Genomic DNA, 22,752 nt, shown 5'->3' with positions numbered 1-22,752 from the left:
GTCCTATTTCATTGTGCCACAGGCCATTTGGAATTGGTCTGAAAACGGCTCGGGGATTTTCCCGTGTCGCCCTCGCGAAGAAAAGGATGGTGCGCCGTGAACAGCAAACTTTCGTTGGAGAAGGACAAGATCAAGGTTGTCCTGCTCGAAGGTATCCATGAAAACGCTGTAAAGATGTTCAAAGAGGCCGGCTACTCAAATGTCGACCATTACCCTGCTGCGCTCGACGCGGACGAATTGAAGTCCGTTGTCTCCGAAGCGCACTTTTTGGGCATTCGTTCCCGTACCAAGCTGACCGAAGACGTTATCGAAGCTGCGTCCAAGCTGACCTCGATCGGCTGTTTCTGCATCGGCACCAACCAGGTTGATCTGCAGGCCGCTGCGATGCGCGGTATCCCGGTGTTTAACGCACCGTATTCCAACACCCGTTCGGTTGCCGAACTGGTGCTGGGCCAGATCATCATGCTGCTGCGTGGTATTCCTAAACGTAACGCAGCCGCCCATGAAGGCGACTGGCTGAAAAATGCCCATGGCTCATACGAGGCACGTGGCAAGACGCTTGGTATCATTGGTTATGGCCATATCGGTTCGCAGCTTTCGGTGCTAGCGGAATCGCTTGGCATGAATGTCATTTATTTTGACGTCATCAATAAGCTTGCCATGGGCAATGCGAATTCCTGTTCGTCGATGGATGAACTGCTTGCCAGATCGGATGTGGTGTCGCTGCATGTTCCGGCCAACGAGCAGACCAAGAACATGATCACGGCGACTGAGCTCGCCAAGATGAAAAAGGGCGCACATCTGATCAATGCGGCACGTGGCAATGTCATCGTGATCGAAGATCTGGCCGCCGCCCTTGAAAGCGGCCATCTGGCAGGTGCGGCGATTGACGTGTTCCCGGTCGAACCGGTTGGCAAGGATGAAAAATTCGAAAGCCCGCTGCGTGGTATGGAAAACGTCATCCTGACCCCGCATATCGGTGGTTCGACCCAGGAAGCCCAGGAAAATATCGGGATCGAGGTTGCTGACAAGCTGATCACCTATTCCGATAACGGCTCGACCCTGGGGGCTGTGAACTTCCCGGAAGTATCGCTTCCGGTCAAGGACCGTACCCACACCCGCTTCATGCACATTCACCGCAACGTGCCGGGCGTGCTGCTTAAGATCAACGATGTGTTTGCCCGTCGCGGCATCAACATCAGCGGCCAGTATCTGCGCTCAGAAGGCGGTGTCGGCTATGTGGTGGTCGAGGTCGACGAGGAAATCAAACCGGGCGAGGGCGTTCGCAAGGAACTCTCGGCGATCGAAGGCACCCTTCGCGTCCGCTTCCTGTTCTGATCGGAACAGATTTTAGAGAACAAAAAGGGCGGGTGCCGATGGTTCCCGCCCTTTTTCTGTCTTGATGTCTGTGTTGCTTACAGCTTGCGATACATAACCAATGCATCAGTTTCGCCCAATGTCGGGTGCATGAAGGCACCGGGCAGGCGACCGACAATCTCAAATCCAAGCTTTGGCCAAAGATGTACCGCGGCGGCGTTACTGGCGATGACGAAATTGAACTGCATCGCGCGGTATCCAAGATCCTTGGCACGGACCAATGAATCTTCACACATGCGCCGCGCAATGCCCCGACCACTTGCCGCAGGGGATGTCATATAGCCGCAATTACAAACATGCGATCCGCCGCCGCCCTGATTTTGGCGGATGTAATAGGTGCCAACGATCTTGCCGTCTTCCTCGGCAACCAGTGTGACCTTGTCCTTTCCCATCCAATAGGAAATGACCTCATCGTCGCTTAGATTGCTATCAATGGCATAGGTATCCCCGGCCCGAAGGATGGGGGCGACAATATCAAGAATGGCGGGAACATCTTGTTCGGTTGCGGGGCGAATTTGCATGGGGTGCTCGTCTTGGCGTGAAGGTCAATCGGTTCGGCGGAACTCAGGACGGCGAGTGTGGCTTACTATCGCCGCCTGTCAGGGTTTCTTCAAGGATTTCGGGATCGACTTCAAACGGAAGGTTGGCGCGCCCCGTCAATGCCTTTGCCAGCTCGTTGCGATACCGTTCGCGCGGGATTTCCTCAACCCCGAACTGTTTGAGGTGGTCATTGACAAACTGCGTATCAAGCAGGCTGTAGCCCCCCTGACGCATCAGTGCGACCAGATGGACGAGGGCGACTTTTGACGCATTTGTCGCGCGTGAAAACATGCTTTCACCAAAGAACGCCTTGCCCAGACTAACGCCATACAAACCACCAACCAGCTCGCCATCTTTCCATGCCTCGATCGAATGCGCGCAGCCCATCTTGTGAAGCGCACAATATGCATCAAGAATGTTGCTGTTGATCCAGGTATCGTCGCGGGTATCGGTGGGCTCCGCACAGGCGCGGATGACATCAGGAAAGGCCCGGTCGACATGGATCTTGTACGTGCCCTTGCGCACAGCCTTGCGCAGGCTGCGCGGGACATGAAACCCGTCAAGCGGCAAGACGCCGCGCCACTCCGGATCAATCCAGTACAGGGTTGGATCGTCGTGGCTTTCGGCCATTGGAAACAGGCCGACGGAATAGGCGCGGATCAAAAGATCAGGTGTCAGCTGGTTTGACATGATCGCAGTGATAATTGCTTTGATCCTGTTTTTCTGGTGGTTGTTTACATATGAGTGACCCGGTCGCATGCGACAAGGTCGTTACTATTTCCAGTTTGAACCGGTCCCTTATAATAGGGAAGCGCGATTAAATTTTTGATTTAAATCTCAAACGAAAAACGGGAACCCGAAGGTTCCCGTTTGAAATCGTCTTAGGCGCTGATCACAACGTTTTATTCATGCCCATGAACTTTTCCAGCCAGTGGATGTCATAATCCCCTTTCTGGATGTCCGGGTTGGCAAGAAGTGTCTGATGCAGCGGAATGGTGGTTTTGATGCCACCAATCGCGTATTCCGCCAGCGCACGGCGCAGACGCATCATGCATTCTTCACGGTCGCGACCATGAACAATCAACTTTGCGATCATGCTGTCATAATAAGGCGGGATCGAATAACCGGTATAAATACCGCTATCGACACGAACGCCCAGTCCGCCAGGTGCATGATATTCCTTGATCTTGCCCGGTGACGGGACAAAGGTCTGCGGGTCTTCGGCGTTGATGCGGCATTCAATAGCGTGACCATGAATTTCAAGGTCTTCCTGCTTGAATGACAGCTCAAGACCAGCTGCAACGCGGATCTGTTCGCGCACAAGGTCAACACCGGAAATCATTTCGGTGACCGGGTGTTCCACCTGAAGGCGGGTGTTCATTTCGATGAAATAGAACTCGCCATTTTCATAGAGGAACTCGATGGTGCCGGCATTGCGATAGCCCATGCCGATCATGGCATTGGCAACCGTGGAACCGATCCGTTCGCGTTCTTCGGGCGTCAGGGTCGGAGAAGGGGCCTCTTCAAGCACCTTCTGGTGGCGGCGCTGCAAGGAGCAATCGCGTTCAAACAGGTGAACGGCGTTGCCGTGCGTATCCCCGATGACCTGCAATTCGATATGGCGCGGTTTGCCAAGGTACTTTTCCATGTAAACGGCGGCATTGCCAAAGTTCTGCAATGCTTCCTTACGGGTCATGGAAAATGCTTCGGCAAGGTCTTCTTCGCGCTCGACCACTTTCATGCCGCGACCGCCGCCGCCGCCTGATGCCTTGATCAGGACCGGGAAGCCGATCTCTTTGGCGCATTTGCGGGCTTCGTCAACGCTGGTGATTTCACCATCAGATCCCGGAACACACGGAATGCCAAGCTTTTCGGCCGTCTGTTTTGCCGTGATCTTGTCACCCATCATGCGGATATGTTCCGGCGTCGGGCCAATGAAGGCAAAGCCGTGCTCTTCGACCATGGAGGCGAAATCGGCGTTTTCCGACAGGAACCCATAGCCCGGATGGATGGCCTCAGCGCCGGTGATTTCAGCAGCCGAAAGAATGGCCGGAATATTCAGATAGCTGTCTTTGGATGCAGCCGGGCCGATGCAGACCGATTCGTCGGCCAGACGCACATGCATGGCGTCCGCATCAGCAGTGGAATGCACCGCGACAGTTTTGATGCCCATTTCGCGGCAGGCGCGCTGAATACGAAGCGCGATTTCGCCACGGTTGGCAATCAGGATTTTGTCGAACATGCGGTTGATACCCCGGCTTATTCAATAATGACTAGCGGCTCGTCATATTCGACCGGATGGCCGTCGGTCGCGATAATCTGGGTAATCTTGCCAGATTTTGGTGCGCGGATCGGGTTGAAGGTCTTCATCGCTTCGATCAGCATCAGGGTCTGGCCTTCGGCAATGCTTGCGCCGACCGAGATGAACGGAGCCGCACCCGGTTCCGGTGCAAAATAGACAACGCCGACCATCGGCGATTTAACCGCACCCGGATGGGAGGCGGCATCAGACGGCGCCGCAACAGCCGGCGCGGACGCAGCCGGAGCCACAGCCGGAGCAGCAGCAACCATGGTGCCCTGACGGGCGACGCGAATACGGTTGTCACCTGCGGCAACTTCAATTTCGGTCAGATTGGTGTCGTCCAGCAGCTCGGCGAGCTGGCGAATGGCGTCATTGTCGATGTTGAACTTGCTCATTTCGATATCTTTATGATGGTGTGTGGATCAATCCGCGCATGGCATCCAGGGCGTTCTTGGTGCTCCGGGAGCCAAAGCCGTAGATCATGCCGTTTGCAGCTTTCGAGACGTTTAAATCGTGTCTGAATGCATTCCGCTTTTGAATATTGGACAGATGAATCCCGAATTTCGCCATGAACAATGCGGCGAAAGCTTCAAGGATCGCAACCGATGTGTGCGTATATGCCTTAGCATTGCCAAGAATGCCAGAGTCTTCTTGTCGGTTTTGCTTAAAACCAGTCAACTCGTTCACTTCCATTCTTGCTTCGAAGCATCCATCGCGCATCAGTCCGCAGGGTGTCTCGACCGTTCAGGAATGCCCGAACCGCGAAGCAATCCGCTTCTGAATGCCCAACATTTGGAGTTGCGTTTATAACACGACCAAAGTCTGACGCAACTTTGCATTGGCCTTTGCAACGCGGCCTTGATGCTTCCGGGGTGTATGATTGGTCAGCAAGGCGAGCTTGCCGGGCCATCAACACCAAAAAGCCATGCAAGACGGCTTGCTTCGGGCGAGCGTGCTGCGCATACTGCGCGGCAATTGTGAATAATTTGATACCACATGGATGAAACGGAAAGATGCGTCTTACGATCAACGGTGAAGACCGCACCATCGAAAATGCTGGAAACGTTGCCGAACTTCTTGGCGAGCTTGGAATCGCCCAGACCAAGGTCGCGGTCGAACGCAATCTGGAAATCGTTCCCAAAACGGCCTACGGCGAAACTCGGCTGGCCGAGGGCGACAAACTTGAAATCGTGCATTTTATCGGCGGTGGGTCACATGAAGCAGGCCTTGCCGCAGCAGATGACGACGGGTTCGTTGTTGCAGGCAAGAAATTCTCGTCCCGTTTGCTGGTGGGGACCGGCAAATACAAGGATTTTGAGGAAACCAAAATCGCGATCGAGGCATCCGGTGCCGAAATCGTCACGGTTGCCGTGCGCCGCGTGAACCTGACCGACCCGAACCAGCCGATGCTGGTCGATTATGTCGATCCGAAAAAATATACCTATCTGCCCAATACGGCCGGCTGTTTTACCGCCGATGATGCTGTGCGCACCTTGCGTCTGGCACGCGAAGCAGGCAGCTGGAATCTGGTGAAACTCGAAGTGCTGGGCGATCAGGCCACACTGTATCCCAATATGCCCGAAACGCTTAAGGCGGCCGAAGCCCTGATCAAGGATGGCTTTGATGTCATGGTGTATTGCAGCGACGATCCGATTCAGGCCAAGATGCTTGAAGATATGGGCTGCTGCGCGATCATGCCGTTGGGATCTTTGATCGGTTCTGGCATGGGGATTTTGAACCCGGTCAATATCGCGCTGATCAAGGAAAACGCCAATGTGCCGGTTCTGGTTGATGCAGGCGTTGGCAGTGCATCCGATGCTGCCGTTGCCATGGAACTGGGCTGTGACGGTGTCTTGATGAATACCGCAATCGCCGGGGCAAAGGACCCGATCCGTATGGCGCGCGCCATGAAACATGCCATCATTGCCGGGCGTGAATCCTTCCTGGCGGGTCGCATGCCCAAAAAGAAATATGCCGATCCGTCCTCGCCACTGGCCGGGATTATCTAGGCGATATCCTTGCGATAAGCTGTAATGAGAAAGGCCGTTTCAGTATCGAAACGGCCTTTTGCTTTTCATTGAGAAGGCGAAACAACAAAACTGCACATGTTGGCGTTTGTGTTTGGTCAGATCGTTTTGATCAGGACGCGTCTTTCAGTCCGGCATCGACCAGCGCATTGACGCGGTCCATATCCGCACCCGAAACCATGGTGCCATTGATCAGGAAGGCCGGGGTGCCTGAAATACCAACGGCGTGCGCCATGCTCGAATACTGTGCCAGCATACCGGTGATTTCGGGCGCCTTCATGTCTTCAAGCATCTGTTCAACGTCGATACCAACACCCGCTGCCAATTCATTGATCCGTTCCTGATCAAGCAGGCCGCGGTTGGTCATGAAGGCTTCGTGCGCTTCCATGTATTTGCCCTGTTTGTCGGCGGCGAGTGCAGCACGAGCGGCAAGGGTGCTTTCCTCGCGCAGGATCGGGAACTCGACAAAGATCGTGCGAACCTTGCCATCACTGTTTTCTGCAATTTCCTTCACGCCGTCAAAGGCTCGCTTGCAATAACCGCAGTGGTAATCAAAAAACTCGATCACGGTTACTGGCGCATCAACCGGACCGACCGAGGGCACGGTACTGTCAGCAACCAGCGCATCCCATACAGGGGTAATAGCCTCTGCCTGTTGACGGGCCTGTGCGGCCGCTTGCCAGGATTGGACATTCTGGATCGCGCGCAAAAGAACATCCGGGTTATCAAGCAGGTATTGTTCAATAACGCCTTCGATTTCGGTTTTCTGTTCAGCGCTCAGGCTATCCTGCGCGAAGGCAGTTGGCGCGCCAAACAGCATGCCGATACCAAGTGCTGTGCCAGCAAGAAAGCGTTTTGCGATATGGGAGTTCATTGGACGTCCTTTTGTCTCTGGCCAGTGTGTAATGCTGTGGTCCTGACCCTGATGAAATGTGATGGTTTTTGATACGTGATCTCGTTGCTAACGTGAAAGTAAAATATGCGTTAGATGTATCACACTATTCTGTGCGGCGATGTAATCATCGCCCGAAACTATGCCAATCCAGACAAGGCGCACCTCGTCGGCCTCGGCATCCGGCCAATATCGACGATAAAGCGTCGCCAGATCGAAATATTCGCGGTGCCATTCACCGTACCGCACTTCATACTGGCCAACGGCGATACGGACTTCCTGATCCATGGTTGGTTTGCCGGAACCAAGGTCGCTTTCTGTCCAGCTTCCCTGTGCCTGCCGTCGGAAACCAAGTACCAGTTCAACATCGCCGACTTGGGCGGCTCTGTTGAATTGCCAATCAAAAGACAAAAAGGGCGAGGCCAGCACGATCACATTTGTCCGCCGACCGATTTCAAATGCCCCCATGCCGGGGCGCGCGGCAAGGGCGATGCGTCCGTCCTTGTCCTCCCAACCAAGCGGGGCCGGGTTCACGTCAGACTTTTGATTGACCTGCCAATAGCGCGGCGGGTTGGACAGTGAAAAGGGCGCATACAGAAGTTTCAGGTCACCACTGACATCCACACCAGCACCGGGCAGGCTGCAACTTGCCATGCCGAGTGACCCCAGCACGACCATTACAGACGCCAAAACCCTTCTGGATGTGAAGGCGCGCGGTGTCCGTGGCCTGGCACGCAGTGCAGTCGAAGACGTCAATTGGCGGCGTCCTTGCCCGGTACACCATCAGGATTGGTCGCCTGAAGAATGTCCTGCGCACGAACCCATGTGGCCGTGCCTTTTTCAAGTTTCCGGTCGGCTTGAACCGCATGATAGCTCGCCGCTTGCCGGTCACCGGTCAGAAGGCTGTACTCAGCCTGCGAAAGGGACGCTTCGCCTTCATTACCCAAACGGTTTTCAACAATCGCACGGAACCGCCATGCCGATGCATTGCCGCGTTCGCGCGACAGTACCCCGATCAGGTTTTCCTTGGCCGGGGCCAGATACGCCTCATCGCCGGTTTCGATCATCGCATGCGCCAGAAGAAGTCGGATCAGCGGCGCACCGTTTGAAAGTTCAGCCGACTTTTGCAGTGGTGGGATGGCATCGCGCGCACGCCCGAATTCCAGAAGAATCTGGCCTTTCAGTTCTTCGAAATAGGGATTGGACGGTTCCTCGGCGATCAGGCCTTCGATAATCTCAAGCGCGGGCTCAAGCTGTGAATCCCGGTAATAGGCGATCGAGCGGGCATAGCGTGCGGCGATGCTCGTATCGCTTTCGGGATAGGTGCGCATCGTATTTTGAATATGATTGGTAAAGGCAAACAGTTTGGCGCGCATGCGGGCATGGCGCTCATACAGATCCGGGCTGACCTTGGCATCCTTGAGCGACGAGTTGGATACATAGTTTTCAAGGAAATCGACACGTTCGACGGTAAGCGGGTGGCTGCGCAGATACGGGTCCTGGCTTGCGGTACTCAGCAATTCCTGACCTTCAAGGGTCTGCATGAATTCCAGCATCCCGCGCGAAGAAATGCCTGCCTCTGTTAAATACTTCACACCGGCCTGATCAGCACTGCTTTCCTGGGTCCGCGAATAGGCAAGGAAGTTACGGGTGGCCACGTTCTGACCGCCCAGAATGGCGGCAGTACCGACGTCGGAGCGCCCCGCAGCAACACCGGCGGCAACACCGGCAATTGTGGAAAGAATCGAGATTGCAGACGCATTGCGCAACTGGTCATGAACGCGTGAAAGATGCCCGCCCGATATGTGGCCAGTCTCGTGGGCAACAACGCCGATAACCTGTTCGGGAGTCTCTGCTTTTAACAACAGCCCAGTATTGATAAAAAGCTTTTGGCCCCCGGCAACAAATGCGTTCAAGCTGTTGTCGGAAACGATATAAATGGACACGCCATTCGGATCGAGGCCCGCTGCCCTGAAAATGGGCGTGGCATACATCCGAAGGGTTTCCTCGATCTCTGTGTCGCGGATAAAAGAACGACCCTGCGCGAAAACCGTGCTAGGCAGGGCAACAAGGAAAATGGCAGTGAGAGTAATAATGCGTCTGAGCAAAATGTGCGTTCCATATTTTCGTTCGACTGATGTCGGTTCCGTGCCGACGCGCAAGCCATCATGGCGGATCGCGGTCGCAATCGCAATGACTGCCGGTCTTGCCGCATGTAGTGCTAATGAAACAGAAAATCTTGGTCAAATAGGGGCAGTGTCCGGTTATTTCGGTGGTGTGGTCGCTGATGAGCCACGTGCCGTCCGGAATGCACGGGATGTTTTGTCGGCCGGTGGCACGGCTGCGGACGCTGCTGTGGCGCTTTACGCCACCATGACCGTGACCAAGCCATCTGTTGCCGGAATTGGCGGTGGCGGGGTTTGTGTTGTGCATGACCGCGCAACGAAAAAGGTTGAAGTCCTTGATTTCTGGCCACGTCCGGGCACACGTACCGGTTCCGATCAGACGCCAACTACCATCCCGACCGTTCCGCGCGGCCTTTATGCTTTGAGCGCACGTTATGGCCGTTTGCAGTGGGGTTCGCTGATCAGTGCGGCCGAACAATATGCCCGCCTTGGCGTGCCGGTATCGCGGTCACTGGTTAAGGATATCGAGGCAAACCGTGCCCGGATTGAAGCCAGCCCGGCATTGCGCGCCACCTTCATGCCAGATGGCAAGATGCTTGAAGTCGGCGACCGTATCCGTGCGGTCAATCTGGCGGCCCTTTTGACGTCACTGCGCGTCAAGGGACCGGGCGAGTTTTATAGCGGTGCGTTGGGGGCTGATATCGCCAACGCTGTCACTGCGGCGGGCGGGACACTTACCGCCGATGACATGCGTACCTATCGCCCGCAGTGGAAAACCGCGACCGAGGTCAAGGTTGGCAATGAAACACTTTATCTGGCCTATCCGCCGCGCTCTAATTCCGGCACTTCGGTGATTGCCGAGGGCGGCGAGCTTGCCGATATCCTCAACCGTTATCTGGCGGATATCGCATCGGGTTCTGAAGCCGCGCAGGCTGGCGCTGGCCGCAGTGGCTTTGTTGTTGTCGACCGTGCGGCCAATGCTGTGGCCTGTGTAACCACCATGAACAAGCCGTTTGGCGCTGGTCTTGGTGCGGATGCGTTTGGCCTTAATCTGGCTGCGGGGGATGCGAACATGATTTCAACCCCGTTGATGGGCCCGGCATTGATGGTGAACCCGTTTGTCTGGGAATACTATTACGGCATTGCCGGCACGGGCACGCCGGCCGGTGCGACCAAACAGATCGCCACCATGGCCGAAGACCTGATTGGTGCTGGTGCTGCATCGGGTATTTCGATGAATTCCGACGGGGCTTCTTCGGTCAATGTCATCAAGTGCCTTGAAGGTACGCCACCCCATCCGGAAAGCTGCCAGTTCCTTGCCGACCCGGCAGGCGGCGGCATGGCCGGAACCCGATAATCAAGAAACCAACCAACAGGGCAGGGCACATCCTGCCCTGTTGCTCTTAAACACATTTCAGGACCCCACAAATGGCATTGAAACAATCCCTTCGTGGTGCAATTTCGCCCTTTATCGTGATGGATGTGATGCGTGCAGCCAATGCGCGCGAAAAGGAAGGCAAGGCTGTCTTTCATCTTGAAGTCGGCCAACCCGGAACCCCGGCACCGCGCAAGGTGCGCGAAGCCGCTGCCAAGGCGCTCGAGTCCGATTTGATCGGCTATACCAACGCCATGGGTATTGATCCGCTGCGCGAAGCCATTGCCGGGCATTACAAAACCAAATTCGGTGTTTCGGTGGATCCGGCACGGGTTTGTGTCGCCAGTGGCTCTTCATCGATCTTTGTGCTGGCGTTTTTGGCGGCCTTTGATGCCGGTGATCGTGTTGCGATGGCGGCCCCCGGTTACCCTGCCTATCACAACATTCTAAGTGCGCTAGGTATTGATACGATCAACCTGCCAGCTGGACCGGAAACCCATTATCAGCCGACGGTTCAGATGCTGCGCGATCTGGATGAACCGGTTGATGGCCTGATCGTTGCCAGCCCGTCAAATCCGGCTGGCAGCATGATCGATGTTGAAACCTACCGGGAACTGGCAACTTATTGCCGCGAAAACGGCATTCGCCTGATCAGTGACGAGATCTATCAAGGCATTTCATTCGGCGATGTTGCCGAATGCACCGCGCTTGAATTCGGTGATGAGGCGATCATCATCAACAGTTTCTCGAAATACTTTTCCATGACCGGCTGGCGTCTGGGTTGGGCGATTGTGCCGCCCGACCTGATGCGCGCAGTCGAATGCCTGCAGCAAAACCTGTTCATCTCGGCACCGGCGTTGTCACAGTTGGCGGCGGTGGCGGCCTTTGAGTGCGAGGACGAGCTACAGGCCAATATCGCGGCCTATGCGCGTAACCGTGAAATCCTGCTGGATGGTCTGCCGAAGGCGGGCTTTACCAAGTTTGCCCCGGCCGATGGCGCGTTTTACCTCTATGCCGACGTGCGCGACCTGACCAATGATAGCGAAGCGTTCTGTAAACAGATGCTTGAAGAAACCGGCGTTGCAACGACACCGGGGACGGATTTCGACCGCATGCGCGGCAAGGGCTATGTCCGCTTCTCGTTCGCGCATAGCGAAGACACGATGATCGGTGCGGTCAAGGCGCTTCAGAACTGGAAACGCTGATCTTTCAATAGATCACCACGAAAAAAGGGCTGCCCGATGGGCAGCCCTTTTTGTTTGTTCAGATGCCCGATCTTAACGACCGAGGCTCCACCAGCCGCGTTTCTTCGGCTTCGGTTTTTCGTCTTTTGCCGGTGCAGGCGCCGGTTCAGCTTTCTCAGCCTTGGCAGGCTCAGCCGCTTTCGGTTCGGTCGGTTTTTCTACAGGCTTCTCGGCAGGTTTTTCTGCCGTTTTTTCGACCGGAGCTTCTGCCTTTGGCGTTTCTTTCTTCGGTGCCGGTGCGCTGACTTCTGCCGGGGCAGATGCCGGTGCGCTTGCGGCTTCCGATTTCGCTTCCGCCTGGGTTTCAGGCTTCGCTTCCGGGGCCGGGCCCGACTGGATCGGGATGTTTTTCACATCACCACGATCTTCATCACCGTCATTGCGATCAGAACGGCTGTTGCGATCACGACGGTTGCGGCGATTGTCATTGCGATCACGACGCGGACGGGCCGGGGCCGGGGCAGTGGTGCTGCGGGTACGACCGGCACGAACGCCTTCCTGATCAAAGCTGTCGGCATCCTGACCTTCGCTGTCGGCGTCGATCACGGTGTTTTCATCCGTGCCGTCCGGTGCTTCGTGATCACGATTGCGACGCGCAGCCGTCAGGGCCGGATCATCAGCCGGTGAACGGGTGCGGTTGCCATCAAAGTCCTGACGACGCGAACGACGGCGACCACCACGTTTGCCACGACGGCGGCGCTTGCGATTGCTTTCGTCATCATCGTCATCATTATTGTTGCCATCTGCATTATCAGATGCGCCATCGCTGTCGTCTGATGCTTCCTGCGGCTGATCATTGTTGCGATCATCGCGGTCATCATTGCGGCCACGGCGGCGACGACGGCGACGACGGCGCTTGCCGCCCTGATCGTCGTCTTCGTTGCGTTCGATTTCGTCGTCTTCTTCTTCGAGATCAACCGGGTTTTCAATCGCGGTCAGCGACACACTGTCGGTATTGAGAACCGCAGAAACCTCTTCGACCTCGTCACCTTTTTTCGCGCGTGTACGCTCGATACGGTGATCCGGTGAAATCAGGCTGTCATCGCCAAATATCATGACGCTGAAGCCATAACGGCTTTCGATCTCGCCAAGCGAGTCACGTTTGCGGTTGAGGATATAAAGCGCGACTTCACTGGCAACATGAACGGTCAGCGCGCCGGAACGGCGACGCATGCCTTCTTCCTCGATCACGCGCAGCAGGTGAAGGGCTGCACTTTCAATCGAACGGACAAGGCCGACACCACGGCAATGGGTGCAAACTTCAAATGCGCTTTCGACCAGCGACGGGCGCAGGCGCTGACGCGACATTTCAAGCAGGCCAAACGGGCTGATACGGCCGATCTGAAGACGCGCACGGTCGTTGCGCATCGCTTCTTTAAGCTTGCGCTCGACAGATGCCTGATTGCGGTGGTCTTCCATGTCGATAAAGTCGACAACGATCAGACCGGCAAGGTCACGCAGGCGCAGTTGGCGTGCGAGCTCTTCGGCCGCTTCAAGGTTGGTCTTGTAAGCGGTTTCTTCGATGTTGCGTTCACGGGTCGAACGGCCGGAGTTAACGTCAACCGCGACCAGTGCCTCGGTCGGGTTGATAACCAGATAACCACCGGATTTAAGCTGCACGACCGGGTTGAGCATCGCATCAAGCTGGCTTTCCACCTGGAAACGGTGGAACAGCGGCACGCCCTGATCCTTGTAGGGCTGCACACGCTTGGCATGCGACGGCATCAGCATCTTCATGAAGTCTTTGGCAACCCGGTAACCATCGTCACCTTCGACCAGAACTTCATCAACATCACGAGCATAAAGGTCACGGATGGAACGCTTGATAAGGTCGGCTTCCTCGTAAATCAGGCACGGGGCCTGGCTCTGAAGGGTGGTTTCGCGGATACGATCCCACAGGCGCATCAGATAATCGAAGTCGCGTTTGATTTCGGCTTTGGTCCGTTCTGAACCAGCGGTACGAACGATCACCGCCATGCCGTCCGGAATCTCAAGCTCGGCCAGAATGGATTTCAGGCGCTTGCGATCCTTGGCATTGGTGATCTTGCGCGAAATGCCGCCACCACGCGGGGTGTTTGGCATCAGAACGCAATAACGACCGGCCAGCGACAGGAAGGTCGAAAGAGCCGCACCCTTGTTGCCGCGTTCTTCCTTAACGACCTGAACTAGAATGATCTGGCGGCGTTTGATCACTTCCTGAATTTTGTAGCGTTTCTGAAGCTGACGGCTGTGTGACTCAACGAACTCGTCACCGTCGTCATCACCACCCATATCCTCAATGTCTTCTTCAACATCGGCGGTCGCGTCAAGCGCGGTTACTTCTTTGGCGTCGTCATCGACATCAACTTCAAGCTCGGCGATTTCCGCAGACATGGCGGCATTGCCACCAGTCGGGGTATCGTCACCGTCCGAGCCGTTGTTGTCGTTGCCGTCGGTGGATGCTTCTGCGTCGGTGCCAGATGCTTCGACATCATCGCTTTTCTTGCGACGATTGCGCGGGCGACGGCGACGCGGCTTGGCTTCTTCTTCCTCGCCAGAACCGGCATTGTCGGTTGCGGCATCTGACGGGGCAGCGGCATCTTCCGATGCGGCGGCGTCAGTGTTTTCTGCCTCAGGCGTGTCGGATGCTTCGTCCTTGCTCTGGGCGCGCGGTTTGCGGCGCGAACGGGAACGCGACGGTTTCTTGTCTTTTTTCGGGCTGTCTTCGGTATCGCCGATATTGTCTTCGACGATTTCGGCGTCCTTGACCTGTGTGTTGCTCTGCTGGGCAAGAGCTTCACGGTCGGCAACCGGAATTTGATAATAGTCGGAATGGATTTCGCTGAACGCAAGGAAACCATGACGGTTTCCGCCATAGTCAACAAAGGCCGCCTGAAGCGACGGTTCTACTCGCGTGACTTTCGCGAGATAGATATTACCCTTGATTTGCTTTTTTGTCGAAGTTTCGACGTCGTATTCTTCTAGGCGATTTCCGTGAATAACAACGACGCGGCTTTCTTCCGCGTGCGTTGCATCGATAAGCATACGTTTGACCATTCGGAACCTGTTCCTGGAGGCCCCGCCAGTTCAATGCTATGGGCGCAATTGCGCTGATATGCAAACAAACCGGCGTGTCCGGAGGCGCCAACCATAAAGGTCGCGATATGTCCTGTATGTATCTGGGTCATCGCGTGTCGGCTGCTCTTCCGGTTGGACCTGGTTTTGGTGTTGAAACAAAAAGAATTAGATTGCGTGTCTTCGAGCGCGCCAAGACAGCCTTTTTAAGGAGGGCTCTATCGGGAGCGGGAATTGCCGCGTCACCGAGACACCGACCGTAAGAACTGCACTCGTCGCGTCCTCAGCCTGGTGGCATTTTGGTTGCTTACCACAAAGCATAGGAATCTCGGGTGCAACATATCCCTTTTATGCGTATGCTACAAACAGTTTTGTTGCGTGATGTGACGACTTTCTGACAGTAACGTGTAAAAACACACAGAAATCCGCGCGATTTTCCTTTGGATGATTTGGTTCGAGCAAATATATGAAAACACACTGTTTTTACAGTTTTGTCCCAGGTCATGCCCATCGCGGAAAGTTGAAAGGTCTGTCATGCAAGTTCTGTTGTTGGTCAATTGCCCGTTAACCAACGCATTGCTATAAGCGCTTAACAGATGCTCTTGCAGGGTAACAGGCGCTGAAACGACAGATGTATTCACAGCACGCGACTTCATTTTCCACGCCTAAAAAAGCACCATCGCGATCGTTGCTGGTTAAAATTGCCAGAACGATGATGGTGGTGTTTGCGCTGTTGTGTGCATCCCAGATCATCGTATCAGGTGCGTCAGCCCAAACGGCCAAGGTGCTTGGTGCGCGGCTCGGGGTTTATCCCGACTACACGCGCTTTGTGATCGATCTCGATCAGGAAGTCGACTTTACCTATTTCCTGCTGCCCGATCCGTACCGCATCATCATTGATATGCCGGAAATTGACTGGAACGCCCCGCCGGGCAAGGTGACTTCGGGTGGTGGGCTTATTTCCGGTCTGCGGTATGGCCTGTTTAAACCGGGCACGTTCCGTGTGGTTCTTGACGTTGCCCAACCATCGTTGGTTTCAAAGATTTTCTCGTTACCGCCCGGTGGCGGGAAGCCCAATCGTCTGGTGGTTGATCTTAAACCGACACAGCGCGATGGGTTTCTGACCGCATCGCGCCAGAGCATGGAAGCCTATTCTGCTCGCAGTCGTAACGATACCAGTGCGACCGAACAAAGTGTCGATGTCGCGGTGCAATCGGGCCGCGGTGGCGAAGAAAAGCCACTGATCGCGATTGATGCCGGGCATGGCGGGGTGGACCCGGGCGCGATCGGGGTTGGCAATGTCTATGAAAAGGACCTGACCCTTGCCGCCGCACGCCAGTTGGCTGAAACCCTGACCGCATCGGGGCGCTATCGCGTTTTGTTGACGCGTGACAAGGATGTGTTCCTGAAACTGCGCCAACGTGTGGACATCGCACGCAAGGCCGGGGCTGATTTGTTCATATCCCTGCATGCAGATTCAATCGGTAATCCCAAGCATCGCGGGGCATCGGTCTATACCCTGTCTGAAAACGCATCGGACAAAGAGGCCGCGGCACTGGCATCCAAGGAAAACAAGGCCGACGTCATTGCCGGTATTGATCTTTCCGATGAAAACACGCTGGTGCAAAGCATTCTGATCGATCTTGCGCAACGCGAAACCATGAACCTGTCGGCGACCCTTGCGGCCAACATGGTCAGTCAGCTTGCCCAAAGCATCGAACTGCAACGTCGCACCCATCGCTTTGCCGGTTTTGCGGTTCTGAAGGCACCGGATATTCCTTCGGCCCTGTTTGAAATGGGATATCTCTCCAATGCGACCGACGCCAAGTTGTTGCAAAGCCCAGCTCATCGCAAAAAGATTGCCGATGCGGTCTTGCGGGCAATTGATATCTATTTCGAGAAACACAAATTCTAATACTCGGGCATGATGCCGATGATTTCGCTGGGGCCGAGACGGGTGGCGAAATTATTGGGTGCGTTGTTTGCGCGAACAAATGCTGTCTGGCGTGGCGGCTGTCACAACCTTGTCATTATTTTGCCGCTATAATGCGGATACATCCGTTTTTTCGGCACAGACAGGCGAAATGTCTGCCTGGACATTGCATTTCCGGTAAGAGTGCATGAATATGCGCCCCTACCGGATCAGGCCAACAAAATGAAAAAGACCTGCTTACATGCGAATTTTACTTAGTATTTTCGGTTTTCTGTTCTTGATGGCGGTTGCGGGCGGCGCCGGTATGCTGGCGATCTTCTGGCACTTTGGCCAAGGACTGCCCGATTACACCCAGCTTGAAAATTACGAGCCCGAGGTCATGACACGTGTTCATGCATCCGACGGCGCGTTGATTGCCGAATATGCGCGTGAAAAGCGTGTTTTTGTGCCGATTTCGGCCATCCCGCCCAAGGTGGTTGATGCCTTTGTCGCGGCCGAGGACAAAAACTTCTTCTCCCACCCGGGGATCGATTTTGCCTCTGTCTTGCGTGCTGCTGTGACCAACGTTGTCAATATGGGTACGGGCAAACGCCCGGTCGGTGCATCTACCATCACCCAGCAGGTCGCCAAGAACTTCCTTTTGACCAACGAAGTTTCCTATGAGCGCAAGATCAAGGAAGCCATTCTGTCCTTCCGGATCGAGCGCGCCTTTTCCAAGGAACACATCCTCGAACTTTATCTGAACGAGATTTACCTTGGCAGTGGCAGCTATGGCGTCGCCGCCGCAGCCTTGCGTTACTTCGACAAGTCTCTTGATGAACTTAATATCGAGGAAGCCGCCTATCTTGCTGCCCTGCCAAAGGCACCCTCGAACTATCACCCGGTCCGTAACCATGACGAAGCCAAGGCGCGTCGTAACTGGGTGATTGGCCGGATGCTGGAAGAAAATTACATCACCGAGGCCGAAGCACAGGCGGCATGGTCGGCTCCGCTTCAGGGCAAAAGCCGTGAATCGGTTGATACCTATCAGGCTGATTTCTTTGCCGAAGAAGTCCGTCGCCAGCTTGTCGATCGTTACGGCGAAGGCATGCTGTATGACGGTGGCCTTTCTGTGCGTTCGACCGTGGTTCCGCGTTTGCAGGATATCGCCGACAAGGCGCTGTTTGACGGTTTGGTCGAATATGACCGCCGCCATGGCTGGCGCGGTCCGATCACCAACATTGATCTGTCTGGCAACTGGCAGCAGGCCCTGCGCGAAGTTGAAACGCCCGCCGATATCCCGTGGGATCGTGCGGTTGTTCTTGATACCGATGCCAACGAGGCAAAACTGGGCCTGATGAATGGTGAGCAGGGCCGCATTCCGCTGCGCTTCCTGACATGGGCGCGCCCGTGGCAAAAGGGCCAGACATTGGGTGCGGTCGTTAACCGACCGTCAGATGTCCTCAAACCCGGCGATGTCATTTACGTCAAACATTTCGCCGAACTTGATGGCGAGACGCTTCCGCCCAATACCTATGGCCTGCGCCAGATCCCGAACGTCAACGGTGGTCTGGTGGCGATGGATCCGCATACCGGTCGCGTACTGGCGATGTCGGGCGGTTTTTCGCATGATCTGTCGAAATTCAACCGTGCGACACAGGCCCGCCGTCAGCCGGGTTCGGCCTTCAAGCCGTTTATTTATCTGGCGGCCCTGGACCAGGGCTTTACCCCGTCCACACTGGTGCTTGATGCGCCGTTTGTGATTGATCAGGGGCCGGGGCTTGGTAAATGGAAACCGGGCAACTATAGCGGCCAGTTCTATGGTCCTTCGACCATGCGCCTTGGTATCGAAAAATCGCGAAACCTGATGACGGTGCGTCTGGCCCAGACCATCGGCATGCCCACGGTTGTCGATTATGCCGAACGGTTTGGCATTGTTGATGAAATGCCAGATGTCCTGTCGATGTCGCTTGGCGCGGCTGAAACGACGGTGATGCGACTGACCGCGGCTTATGCCGAACTGGTCAATGGTGGCAAGAAAATCACCCCGACCCTGATCGACCGTATTCAGGATCGTCGCGGCAATGTGATTTATCGTCGTGACGAACGCGAGTGCACCCTGTGTCAGGATGTGGAATTCCGCAATCAGATGCCGCCTGATCTGCCTGATACCCGTGAACAACTGACCGATCCGGCCAGTGCGTTCCAGATGGTTCACATCATGGAAGGCGTTATTTCACGTGGTACTGGCCGGACAATCGCCGAACTTGGTTATCCGTTGGCTGGTAAAACCGGCACGACCAATGATTCACGTGATGCATGGTTTGTCGGCTTCTCGCCGGATTTGGCCGTTGGCGTTTATGTCGGCTTTGATGACAACCGATCCCTTGGCGACAAGGAGCAGGGCGCAAGTGCTGCTGCCCCGATCTGGAAGGAATTCATGCGCGGTGCGCTTGAAGGCACCAAAGCCATTCCGTTCCGTACACCGCCGGGCATTCGCATGGTGCGTGTTGAATCGCGTACCGGTCTTCCGGCTGGCCCGGGTGCTCAGGACGTGATCTGGGAGGCCTTCAAACCCGGCACCATCCCGGCATCAAATGACAATGTGATTGATGGTGGTTATAGCGGATCGGGCAATTCGGATAACAGCGCTGGCGCTGTGTCCGGGCCGGGTGGCATTTACTAGGCCGCGCGACAACGATGATATAGTGGCGAAATTCGCCGCTTAAATATCAACAAAGCCGGATGTGATCAGCATCCGGCTTTGTTCGTTCAGGGATGTGTTCATCTGAAAGAATTTGTTTTCAAATCAGGCCTTTCGCGATGTTGCGCTGTCATCAAACAATGACAAAACGATCAAACGGGTGACATCGCACTGTCATTTGATTTTGTCATTCTCCTCAAGGTGATTTTCATACCTTGAAGAGGGTTTCGTTATGTCGTTTCGACTTTCCCGCCGCAAATTTCTTGCCACCAGCGCAACAGCAGGTGCTGCATCCGCCATGGGTGGTTTCTTTATGCCATCTATTTCCCGTGCTGCTGATCGCCCGATGATTACCCATGGGGTGCAAAGTGGTGATGTGACCGCCAATACCGCCTGCATCTGGGGGCGTGCGGATCGTGCATCACGCATGATCACTGAAATCGCAACAACCGAAGGCTTCAAAAATTCGGTCCGCATCCCGCATGTCGATGTGCTGCCTGAACGTGATTTTGCCGGCAAGCTTGCACTGGCGGACCTGCCAGCCGGCCAGGATGTTTTTTACAAGATCCATTTTGAAAACCTTGATGACGCACGCGCATCGTCCGAGCCGATTATTGGCCATTTCCGCACTGCACCGGCGGCGAAACGCAATATTCGGTTTGGCTGGTCAGGCGACACGGCCGGGCAGGGCTGGGGCATTGATGAAGATCGTGGCGGGATGAAAACCTATGCCACCATTGCCAAACACAACCCGGATTTCTTCATCCATTCGGGTGATACCATCTATGCCGATGGTCCGTTTGCCGAAACCCAGAAAACCCCGGATGGACAGATTTGGAAAAACATCACCACCGAAGACACCGCAAAGGTTGCCGAAACCATTGACGAGTTTCGCGGCAACTACAAATACAACATGCTTGATCAGCATCTGCGCGAATTCAACCGCCTGATCCCGGTCTATTATCAATGGGATGACCACGAAGTTACCAATAACTGGTATCCGGGCGAGATGCTGCTTGGCGATGATCGATACACTGAAAAATCGGCATCCCTTCTGGCTGCGCGGGCAAACCGTGCATTCCGCGAAATGCTACCAGTGACCGAACACGCATCCGAACCGGGGCGGGTGTATCGCAAGGTGTCCTATGGCCCGTCCTTGGAAATCTTCTTCCTTGATATGCGGACCTATCGCGGCACCAACGATGCCAATAACAGTGCAACACCGACAGACAATACCGACTTCCTTGGTCGTGCACAGATGGAATGGCTCAAACGCGGTCTTTTGAATTCCAAGGCGACCTGGAAAGTCATCGCGGCTGACATGCCGATTGGCATGATTGTCTATGATGACTGGAAAAACAAAAGCACGTTTGAAAACCTTGCCAATGGCGATGGTGCGCCTGCCGGGCGTGAGTTTGAAATTGTTGAACTGCTGCGCTTTATCAAGAATGCCAAAATCAACAATACCGTCTGGCTGACGGCCGATGTGCATTACACCGCAGCCCACTACTATGACCCGAACAAGGCGCAGTTCCAGGACTTCGAACCGTTCTGGGAATTTGTATCCGGTCCGCTGCATGCCGGGACCTTTGGTCCCAGTGACATGGACAACACGTTCGGTCCGCAGGTGAAGTTCACCAAGTACCCAACCAAGGAGCAGGGCGTTAACTTGCCGCCATCTTATGGTTTGCAGTTCTTCGGTCTGGTCGATATCGATGCCGAAACCGAACAATTCCGCGTATCGCTTCGCGATGTTGCCGACGAGGAGCTTTATACCGTAACGCTTGATCCTGTTTTGGGCTGATCCCTTATCAGACCATCTGAGCTTTGTTGCGAAACCCGGCACAAATTCTGTGTCGGGTTTTTGCATGGTTGCAGGGGTTTCAAGCGGGACAAAAACTGTTATAAGCCACGCCGACATTGCGACATCTTTGATGTGGCAAAACAGATTTTCAGACGAATAACGGAGACATCAATGCGCGCCGAAGCACAGGCATTGGTCGATGAAATCAAGCAGTCGATGGCACTGCTGAGGAGGCATCTTTGACTGGGATAACGCTCTTAGACGCCTAGACGAACTGAACGCACTTGCCGAAGACCCGACCCTTTGGGACGATGCGGCAAACGCGCAAAAAGTCATGCGTGAACGTACCCAGCTTGATGACGCCATCAATGGTTATAAAAAGCTCGCCCAGGAGCTTGAAGACAGTGTTGGTCTGATCGAACTCGGCGAAGCCGAAGGCGACAACGAAACCGTCGAAGAGGCCGAAGAGGTTCTGCGCTCGATCCGCGACATCGCGGCGAAACGCGAACTTGAAAGCCTGCTTTCAGGCGAGGCCGATGGCAATGACGCCTATCTTGAAATTCACGCCGGCGCCGGCGGGACCGAGGCCCAGGATTGGGCGTCGATGCTGGCGCGCATGTATTATCGTTGGGCGGAGTCCAAGGGCTACAAGCTTGAGATGCTTGAAGAAAGTGATGGCGAGGAAGCCGGTATCAAATCGGTGACCTACAAAATCACGGGCCATAATGCCTATGGCTGGCTCAAGAACGAGGTGGGTGTGCATCGTCTGGTGCGTATTTCACCCTATGACAGCTCCGCTCGCCGCCATACCAGCTTCTCGTCGGTTTGGGTCTATCCGGTGATTGATGACGATATCGAAATTGAAATCCTTGATAAGGATCTTCGTGTCGATACCTATCGCGCATCGGGTGCCGGTGGTCAGCACGTTAACAGAACCGATTCTGCTGTGCGTATCACCCATATCCCGACCGGCATCGTCGCCCAGTGTCAGAACGACCGTTCGCAGCACAAAAACCGCGACACGGCGATGAAGATGCTCAAAGCCCGCCTGTATGAGGCGGAGCTGCAAAAGCGCGAAGCCGAGGCACAGGCTGTCGAAGACAGCAAAACCGATATCGGTTGGGGTCATCAGATCCGCTCTTACGTCCTGCAGCCTTATCAGATGATCAAGGACCTGCGCACGGGCACGGAAACATCTGATACCCAGGGCGTTCTGAACGGTGATCTTGATGCCTTCATGGCGGCTGCCCTTGCTGCCAAAGTCACCGGATCGGCCGGGGAAATCGAAGACATCGATTGATCGGCTGTCCTGGACCACCTGCATTTGAAAACACCCCGTCCGGATTTGGCGGGGTGTTTTTTGTTTTGTGATGGTCAAACCGGCAGAAAATCGCA

17 protein-coding genes are annotated in these 22,752 nt (G+C 55.1%); 8 read left to right on the top strand and 9 right to left on the bottom strand.

Features of this window, described 5'->3' with window-relative positions; genetic code table 11:
• Positions 1 to 96 precede the first annotated feature (96 nt).
• A complete protein-coding gene (serA, locus tag DY252_RS14780; protein ID WP_064789766.1) occupies positions 97 to 1,338 on the top strand; it encodes a phosphoglycerate dehydrogenase in 1,242 nt (413 codons plus the stop codon).
• A 77-nt stretch (positions 1,339 to 1,415) separates the two neighbouring features.
• Here serA and DY252_RS14775 read toward each other — a convergent pair whose 3' ends face one another.
• From DY252_RS14775 to DY252_RS14755, 5 genes are all read right to left on the bottom strand, one after another.
• Positions 1,416 to 1,898, bottom strand: coding sequence for a GNAT family N-acetyltransferase (locus tag DY252_RS14775; protein ID WP_064789767.1), 483 nt, complete (start codon positions 1,896 to 1,898; stop codon positions 1,416 to 1,418).
• Positions 1,899 to 1,941: 43 nt separating this feature from the next.
• Positions 1,942 to 2,607 carry a leucyl/phenylalanyl-tRNA--protein transferase gene (aat, locus tag DY252_RS14770; protein ID WP_064789837.1) on the bottom strand — a complete coding sequence of 222 codons (666 nt, stop codon included), beginning with the start codon at positions 2,605 to 2,607 and terminating at the stop codon, positions 1,942 to 1,944.
• A 202-nt stretch (positions 2,608 to 2,809) separates the two neighbouring features.
• A complete protein-coding gene (gene accC, locus DY252_RS14765; RefSeq protein ID WP_008890611.1) occupies positions 2,810 to 4,159 on the bottom strand; it encodes an acetyl-CoA carboxylase biotin carboxylase subunit in 1,350 nt (449 codons plus the stop codon).
• Positions 4,160 to 4,176: 17 nt separating this feature from the next.
• On the bottom strand, positions 4,177 to 4,614 hold the full coding sequence (locus DY252_RS14760; protein ID WP_064789768.1) for an acetyl-CoA carboxylase biotin carboxyl carrier protein: 438 nt from the start codon (positions 4,612 to 4,614) through the stop codon (positions 4,177 to 4,179).
• A 10-nt stretch (positions 4,615 to 4,624) separates the two neighbouring features.
• A complete protein-coding gene (locus DY252_RS14755) occupies positions 4,625 to 4,912 on the bottom strand; it encodes a type II 3-dehydroquinate dehydratase (protein WP_064789769.1) in 288 nt (95 codons plus the stop codon).
• Between the two features lie 320 nt (positions 4,913 to 5,232).
• Here DY252_RS14755 and thiS point away from each other — a divergent pair, with 320 nt between their 5' ends.
• Positions 5,233 to 6,228 carry a sulfur carrier protein ThiS gene (gene thiS, locus DY252_RS14750; protein WP_064789770.1) on the top strand — a complete coding sequence of 332 codons (996 nt, stop codon included), beginning with the start codon at positions 5,233 to 5,235 and terminating at the stop codon, positions 6,226 to 6,228.
• 130 nt (positions 6,229 to 6,358) lie between these two features.
• Here the strand turns inward: thiS and DY252_RS14745 are convergent, their stop codons facing one another.
• The 3 genes from DY252_RS14745 to DY252_RS14735 all read right to left on the bottom strand — a co-directional run bounded on the left by DY252_RS14745 (position 6,359) and on the right by DY252_RS14735 (position 9,246).
• Positions 6,359 to 7,120, bottom strand: coding sequence for a DsbA family protein (locus DY252_RS14745; RefSeq protein ID WP_064789771.1), 762 nt, complete (start codon positions 7,118 to 7,120; stop codon positions 6,359 to 6,361).
• Between the two features lie 87 nt (positions 7,121 to 7,207).
• Positions 7,208 to 7,828 carry a hypothetical protein gene (locus DY252_RS14740; RefSeq protein WP_231959770.1) on the bottom strand — a complete coding sequence of 207 codons (621 nt, stop codon included), beginning with the start codon at positions 7,826 to 7,828 and terminating at the stop codon, positions 7,208 to 7,210.
• 62 nt (positions 7,829 to 7,890) lie between these two features.
• On the bottom strand, positions 7,891 to 9,246 hold the full coding sequence (locus tag DY252_RS14735) for a M48 family metalloprotease (protein WP_040823673.1): 1,356 nt from the start codon (positions 9,244 to 9,246) through the stop codon (positions 7,891 to 7,893).
• Between DY252_RS14735 and DY252_RS14730 the strand changes: the two genes are divergently transcribed.
• Positions 9,233 to 10,621: a gamma-glutamyltransferase gene (locus DY252_RS14730; protein WP_064789773.1), complete on the top strand. Its 1,389-nt coding sequence runs from the start codon at positions 9,233 to 9,235 to the stop codon at positions 10,619 to 10,621. The genes DY252_RS14735 and DY252_RS14730 overlap by 14 nt on opposite strands.
• A gap of 71 nt (positions 10,622 to 10,692) precedes the next feature.
• Positions 10,693 to 11,844, top strand: a complete 1,152-nt coding sequence (locus tag DY252_RS14725; RefSeq protein WP_064789774.1) for a pyridoxal phosphate-dependent aminotransferase — start codon at positions 10,693 to 10,695, stop codon at positions 11,842 to 11,844.
• 72 nt (positions 11,845 to 11,916) lie between these two features.
• Here DY252_RS14725 and DY252_RS14720 read toward each other — a convergent pair whose 3' ends face one another.
• Positions 11,917 to 14,919: an Rne/Rng family ribonuclease gene (locus DY252_RS14720; RefSeq protein WP_064789775.1), complete on the bottom strand. Its 3,003-nt coding sequence runs from the start codon at positions 14,917 to 14,919 to the stop codon at positions 11,917 to 11,919.
• Between the two features lie 706 nt (positions 14,920 to 15,625).
• Between DY252_RS14720 and DY252_RS14715 the strand changes: the two genes are divergently transcribed.
• The 4 genes from DY252_RS14715 (at position 15,626) to prfB (ending at position 22,657) form a co-directional block, all read left to right on the top strand.
• Complete coding sequence (locus tag DY252_RS14715; protein ID WP_231959771.1) at positions 15,626 to 16,852, top strand: N-acetylmuramoyl-L-alanine amidase; 1,227 nt, start codon at positions 15,626 to 15,628, stop codon at positions 16,850 to 16,852.
• Between the two features lie 259 nt (positions 16,853 to 17,111).
• On the top strand, positions 17,112 to 19,535 hold the full coding sequence (locus tag DY252_RS14710) for a penicillin-binding protein 1A (protein ID WP_064789776.1): 2,424 nt from the start codon (positions 17,112 to 17,114) through the stop codon (positions 19,533 to 19,535).
• 250 nt (positions 19,536 to 19,785) lie between these two features.
• Entirely contained in the window at positions 19,786 to 21,357 is a 1,572-nt protein-coding gene (locus tag DY252_RS14705; RefSeq protein ID WP_064789777.1) for an alkaline phosphatase D family protein, read from the top strand.
• A gap of 171 nt (positions 21,358 to 21,528) precedes the next feature.
• Positions 21,529 to 22,657, top strand: a protein-coding gene (prfB, locus tag DY252_RS14700; RefSeq protein ID WP_120226253.1) for a peptide chain release factor 2 whose coding sequence is annotated in 2 segments (ribosomal slippage) — positions 21,529 to 21,597 and positions 21,599 to 22,657 — 1,128 coding nt in all. Because the reading frame shifts where the segments join, the coding sequence is not laid out codon by codon here.
• Positions 22,658 to 22,752 lie beyond the last annotated feature (95 nt).

This window comes from Thalassospira indica, from assembly GCF_003403095.1.
GTDB classification, from domain to species: domain Bacteria; phylum Pseudomonadota; class Alphaproteobacteria; order Rhodospirillales; family Thalassospiraceae; genus Thalassospira; species Thalassospira indica.
Note: the sequence above shows the minus strand (reverse complement) of the source record. Positions and strands in the feature narration are given on the sequence as shown.